This window comes from Candidatus Chloroploca sp. Khr17 (genome assembly GCF_004138165.1).
Classification (GTDB): domain Bacteria; phylum Chloroflexota; class Chloroflexia; order Chloroflexales; family Chloroflexaceae; genus Chloroploca.
In genome coordinates this window covers 1-6,151 of record NZ_RYFF01000109.1, presented here as the reverse complement: position 1 = coordinate 6,151, position 6,151 = coordinate 1, and the positions used below count along the sequence as shown (strand labels likewise).

Sequence of the window (6,151 nt, the reverse complement as noted above, 5' to 3'; positions counted from 1 at the left end):
TCACTGGGCCAACGTTCGACTGCCCATACCAGTAGTATCGCTCAAGAGGGCCAAGTTTGCCAACGGTATCTTTGAAACGTCGTGGGCCTCGCACCGATACCCTGAGGTGCCGGGGCAGACCCGGCACGACCCAAGGGGGAGTTGCCACGAGGCCTTCTGCATGGATGGTCGCCACGTTCGCGATGTTCGTGCTGGCTGGTTGTCGCTCCGCTGGTGGTGTACGGAGGAATGATGGGTGTGGTGGCCGTGCCGGGGCAGACCCAGCACGACCCAAGGGGAGATGCCACGAGGCCTTCTGCATGTGGCGTCGCCACGTCCGCGATGTTCGTGCTGGCTCGTTGTCGCTCCGCTAGTGCCGTACGAAGGAACGATGGGGTTGGTGGCCGTGCCATGGCAAGCCTGACACGACCCACGGGGGAGCTGCCACGAGGCCTTCTGCATGAATTGTCGCCACGTTCGCAATGTTCGTGCTGGCTCGTTGCCGCTCCGCTGGTGGTCGTGTCCACCGGCACGATGGTTCTCGTGGCCGTGACGCCTGGTTGTCGCGGTACCGCTGGCACCGAGATAATGATCCGCCAGGCTGCTGATGGTTCTCGTGGCCGTGACACCTGGTTGTCGCGGTACCGCTGGTGATCCTCCCTGGTTGCCGCGGCGCTGCCGGTGGGGCACAGCGGTCGCTCTGGCCCAAGGTTGACCGTTGACCAATGAGGGGCGCACCGACGTCGGGCGTCCATACCGTGAGAGATGACAGGAGCACCGATGGCGCTATTGATTGGCTCTGATGTTCCCGGTTTGCTCCCGGCGCTCGAACAGGCGCTGGGAAGTGCGCACCATCTCACGCTGCTGCGTGAGGCGGAGGCCATCGCGGCCGTCATGCGCAACCCGTCCGCCCGCCTCGATGCGGTGATCCTGAGTGATACGATGGTGCCGAAGCCCGGCAAGGATAGCGCGACCTCGCTCTGGGAGCTCGTCGTCTGGATGAGCCGCTCGCGTCAGCCGAAGGTTCCCGTGATCGTGACGCTCCGTCATGACACCCCGGAGGCGATTCAGACGGCTCTGCGCGACGAAGTCCGTACGACCGGCGGTGATCTTCAGGTCATCACGCCGGAGGCTCGCACGCCACACCATCCCGAGGCGCAGCGTGTGGTCGCCTGGATCCTCGACCAGCTCACGCTGGAACCACTGCGCCATCCGTACCTGATGGTCGCCACCAGCAACGCGGGCGGCTCGGGCAAGACCACCACCGTGATGCATCTCTGCCTTTATCTGGTGCGGCGCGGCCTGCGGGTGCTGGCCGTGGATTTCGATATCGGCCAGGGTGCGCTGGTGAACTTCTTCCAGCTCGGCGACGAGGGGCGGGCGGGCTTGACCACACTGCCTGACGCGTATCCGCATCTCGTGACCTCCTATCCCCGCGAGCTCGTCGAGCAGCGGATGATCCACCATCGCAGCGGGCTCGATATCCTCTGCGCGGGTCAGGGGGTGCGCGATCCCTGGGATATCTCGACCGCCTGCCTGGATGGGCTGATCGCCACGCTTGACCAGTTGGCGTATGACGTGGTCTGTGTGGATCTGGGGACAGACTGGAAGAGCCGTCCGGTGATCGTTTCGCTGCTCACACGCCGCACGAGTACGCCCATCGTAGTCTGCCCTCCGGGGCACAAAGAGCGCATGGGCGCGCTGTCGGCACTCGAGGTGCTGGGCAAGCTCCCGCGTGAGGATGGGCGGCTGGCCCTGGATGCGGCGATGCTGGTCTGGATCGCAGGTGCCCGCGGCCACGTCATGGATATCCGCACGGTGCGGCGCGAGGTGTTGGGGCAGTATCCGCACGTGCCCGAGTTGGGCCTCGTACCGCACGACCCGGCGCTGCTCAGCATGGCGGCCGAGCGGGTGCCCTTTTGCTCGGCCTTTGATCTCGCCCCCCGGCGACCGTACTGTCAGGCGATTCGCCAGGTTGCGCGCCGCTGGATGGATGGGGTCGCGCTTCCCCCCGCCTGGCTGACCCGCGTTGACCCCGATGAAGCCCACGCCCAATCCTTCTGGACGCGGTGGGCGGGCAGGTCAGCTGCCACCGCCACGCCCCTGCCAAGCGTACCGGACGCAACGACCACGAAAGAAGGTTCACGATGACGCGATGGATGGGCCCCCGCTCCTTGATGCGGAACCGGTGGGTGCGCAACGCAGCCGCCTTCCCCCCCCACCTGCTGGCCCGGCCAGAGGCGATGACGATGAAGGGAGACCTACGATGACGACACGTACGACGCCCCGGAGGTTCGATCAGCGGGCCGCCGAGCACCACAGTGTTCACGACGAGGCGCTGCCGCCTGGGGCGGTGACCGAAGCGATGGTGCGCGCCATCGCGACCTGGATCAACCGTGCCTGCCAGCGGGCTGAAGCGCATGCGCGTGCCCGCCAGCGCGGTGAAGCTGAGGCAGCCACCGCTGACGCGGGGTTCGACCCCACGGAGCGTGACCTCCTGCTCGATCCCGGCGGCGACCTAGCCCAGCGCCAGGCCGTGTTCCGGCGCGTGCTGCACGCCGCCCGCACGCACCCGCAGCTGGAAGGCGTCGATCCCGCGCTACTCCACGACGAACGCGGGCTCCAGGTGCTTTGGGAGGCAACCTGCGCCTGGGGGGAACACGTGCAGGCCTTGCTCGACGATGCGACGATCACGACGATCATGATCATTGGCACGACCGTGCTGGGCGTGGGGCCGCAGCGACGGGTCATCCAGCCCCAGGCGTATGCCAGCGCGCGTGAACCGCTGCTGCGGGCCACCTTTCTCACGCGGGCGCGTGGCCTGATCTGGGATGCGGAGGACCCCATCATCACGGGCCCATGGCCTGGCACGCTCCAGCTGCACCTCGTGCGCGAACCCTGCGTGATGGCCATGCGGCCGACTGAGCCGGGCTTGCTGGTGGTGATGCGCCGTCGCCACCGCCCGTCGGCCACGCTCCCTGCGCTGGTCGACCGGGGCATGCTCGATGCGCCTGCGGCGGCGCTGCTGGCCCTCCTGCTGGACGCGGGTGGTTCGTGCCTGGTCAGTGGCCCGCCGGAGGCGGCGACGATGCAGGTGCTGGACGCGCTGGTAGACCACGGCCACGGCGCGCCCGGGCAGCATGTGCTGGTGGTCGACCGCCGTGCTGGGGCGGTGGGCGGCCCGACGCCCATGCCTGCACGGGAGCCTGACGAGCCGCCCGCTCCGGGCTGCATGCAGGTTGCCCGCCCCACGGTGCTGCCCGCGCTCGCCGCGCTCAGGCCCGATCTGGTGGTGCTGCCCATGCTCGACGACGCTGACGCCGGCGAGATACTCCATCACGCGGAGGCCGGTCAGCGGATGCTGGTGCGCATCGACGCGGCGTCGGCACCGGCGGCGCTGCGGCGCATGGCCCGCCTGGCGGCAACGGCGGCGGGGACGCGGTTTGCCGGTGCCCCCGACGCGGCGTTGCATGCGCTCAGCGCAGCGTTCGACGTCGTGATTGAGGTGGCGTCGGCCCAGCCTCGGAACCGCCCCTGCATTCAGACGGTGGCCCTGCTCGCTGAGGGTTCAGCCTTTGATCAAGCTCCGCGCCTGGTGCCGCTGCTCACGGCGACGGTGACCGCTGACGCGATCACGTGGGCGGCCCGGGCCGCAGTGCAGGAAGGTCGGCTGGTCTGGCGTGACGCCCCGCTCGCGTGCTCGGCCCGGATCCAGGCCTGGGTGGGGGCTCCATCAGATCGACAGGAAGATCAGATTGCCGATGCACCACCGCCAGAGCCGCAGGCTCACGAACCCAGGGCCGATCATCGGCGGGCCGGAGCGACGACGCCTGACCGTGCGCCATCGCCAGGGTTGACCAATGATGAACGCAAGGAAGATCACCGGCGGGCTGGAGCGACGACGCCTGACCGCGAGCTATCGCCAGGGTTGCAGGATGATCACCGTGGTGTGACCCACCGGCGGGCCGGAGCGACGACGCCTGAGCACGAGCCATCGCCAGGGTTGACCCATGATGAACGCAGGGCGGATCATCGGCAGGGAGAGCCGACTTCACCTGAGCCCGTCCCCGAGCACCCCGATGACGACCTGTTGCACTGCGCCCGGGCCGCGTTGCGCGAGGGAGCCTGGGACGAGGCCGCTGGGGTGCTGACGCGTGCGCTGCATACCAGCGACCCTGCGCAGGTGCAGGCCGTGATCGCCCAGGCGCTGCAGATGCCGGAACTGGTTGCACCGCTTGACCAAGCCCTAGACGAGGCCGCCGCCCGCCTCCAGGCGGCCCTGGCGGCCTGGGAGCTTGACCGGGCGCAGCAGCTCAGCGTTGTGCCCCCGGCCAACGTGCTGGTCATGCGCCGACGGGCCACCCATCCCGGTTGGCAGGCCGCGCTGGCCGCCCTCACGCAGCGCCAGATCACGCTCACGACATGTCAGACGGCCCTCACCCAGGCCAGTGCGCACCGACAGCGCGGCGACTTCGTGCGCGCCGTGGAGGTGCTCCAGCCAATCGCTGTGGACGCGCTCCCGCCTGATCTGGCCCGGACATTGCTGACCGCCCGCCGTTCGTTGCTGACCCAGGTTATCGCCCAGGCCCAGGCAGACGCCCCGACACCACTGCGCTACGTGGAGGCGTTGGCCCAGGTCAACCGCGATCTCGCCGCGCAGCAGGCAGCGCTGACCCAGCCTGCCCCTGCGCCTGGTGATCGCTCGGTCGCCGAGGCTCGCGCTGCGACGCCGAAGCTCCGCGACACGCTTGCTGCGCCATCTGGCGTGGCATCCGCGCAGGCCCCCCCCGACACACCAACGCGTGACGTTACCCATCTCGCGTCGGCCTCACCGTCGCTCGACACCGCCGCACCTGCGCCGACGGGCATCGTCACCCCCACAGCCGATGAACCCGTCGTGGGAGGCGCCACCGAGCGGCTTGGCTGGCTCGACGCCGCGCTTGCCCATCTTGCATCGGCCCCACCGTCGCTCGACACTACCACACCTGCGCCGACGGGCATCGTCACCCCCACAGCGGACGAGCCTGGCGCGGGAGGCACCACTGAGCGGCTTGGCTGGCTCGACGCCGCGCTTGCCTTCAGCCGAGCGCGTGCCCGGCTGCGGCAGGCCGACGCAACGGAAGGGCAGGACACCGTATGACGATCTACGGACTGCTGCGCCGACCCAAAACCTTCGTCCACGAGGCCATGCGCACGCTCCACCGCGTCTGGCATGGCCGCCGGCGTGGGGCGTCGCAGCCGCGTTCCGCCGCCGCCCAGCACCTGTTCGCGCTGGGCGAGGCCCATGGGCGCCAGGCGATGCGCGACGATATCCGTCTGCTGGCCCACAGCCACCTCAAGCCGCAGGTGCTGACGGTTCAGCACTGCCTGTTCCTCACTCGTGCGGCCACTTCGGACGATGAGCGCACCCACTGGCTCGGTGAGGGCCTGCGGCAGACCAAACGGCTGCTCGACATGGTCGCCATGCTGCCCCACCCCGCCGGGGCCGCCCTCGTCCCGGACGATCTTGAACAGGCGGTGACCGCGCTGACCCAGAATCTCGCCGGCACGTATCCGCACTGCACCTGCCGGGTGGACGTCACGGGTATGCGCCCACCCCGCGTGGACGACGCTCAGCAGCGGGCGCTGATCGTCATCCTGTACAACGCGCTCATGAATGCCTACCTGCATGGCCGGCCCACGCAGGTCACGGTTGCGCTCCAATATGCGCCAGATGCGCTGATCCTGGTCGTGTGCGACGATGGCTGCGGGATGGATCCGGCGGCACCCGCGTCCGGCGGGCGCGGCCTGCGCGACATCCGCATGCTGGTCGCCCGCTACGACGGGACGATGCAACTGACCAGTGCGCCGGGCGCCGGCACGCAGCTGCGCGTGACCATCCCCATCGTCGCGCCGGACGCAGACGCGGTTGCCCCGCGGGGGCGGGCGGCGCACCCATCACCGGAAAGGACTCTGCCATGACCATGACCGCCATCCCATGCGGGCCCTCACCCGTCCGCAGCGCGCCGCCGCCACCCCCACCCGCGACCTTGCAGCGCGTCCTGATCATCGATGATTACCCGCCCATCCGCGCCTGGGTGCGTACCACCCTGGCCCGGAATGTGTCAAGCACCTTTGGACACGAGTCTTGGTCAAATGCGGTGCATACGTGCCACCAGCGTCACGCCATCCG

At 69.1% G+C, this 6,151-nt stretch carries 4 protein-coding genes; all 4 read left to right on the top strand.

Translation table 11 applies throughout. The features are described from left to right. Nucleotides 1–759 precede the first annotated feature (759 nt). On the top strand, nt 760–2,130 hold the full coding sequence (locus tag EKD05_RS24920) for a division plane positioning ATPase MipZ (protein WP_165360970.1): 1,371 nt from the start codon (nt 760–762) through the stop codon (nt 2,128–2,130). Nucleotides 2,131–2,245: 115 nt separating this feature from the next. After that, on the top strand, nt 2,246–5,119 hold the full coding sequence (locus EKD05_RS24915) for a hypothetical protein (RefSeq protein ID WP_129678272.1): 2,874 nt from the start codon (nt 2,246–2,248) through the stop codon (nt 5,117–5,119). Then, nucleotides 5,116–5,940: a sensor histidine kinase gene (locus EKD05_RS24910; RefSeq protein WP_129678270.1), complete on the top strand. Its 825-nt coding sequence runs from the start codon at nt 5,116–5,118 to the stop codon at nt 5,938–5,940. Before EKD05_RS24915 ends, EKD05_RS24910 begins: the two co-directional genes overlap by 4 nt. Next, on the top strand, nt 5,937–6,151 hold a 215-nt coding region (locus EKD05_RS26590; protein ID WP_205704083.1), incomplete at its 3' end, for a hypothetical protein. The genes EKD05_RS24910 and EKD05_RS26590, both read left to right, overlap by 4 nt.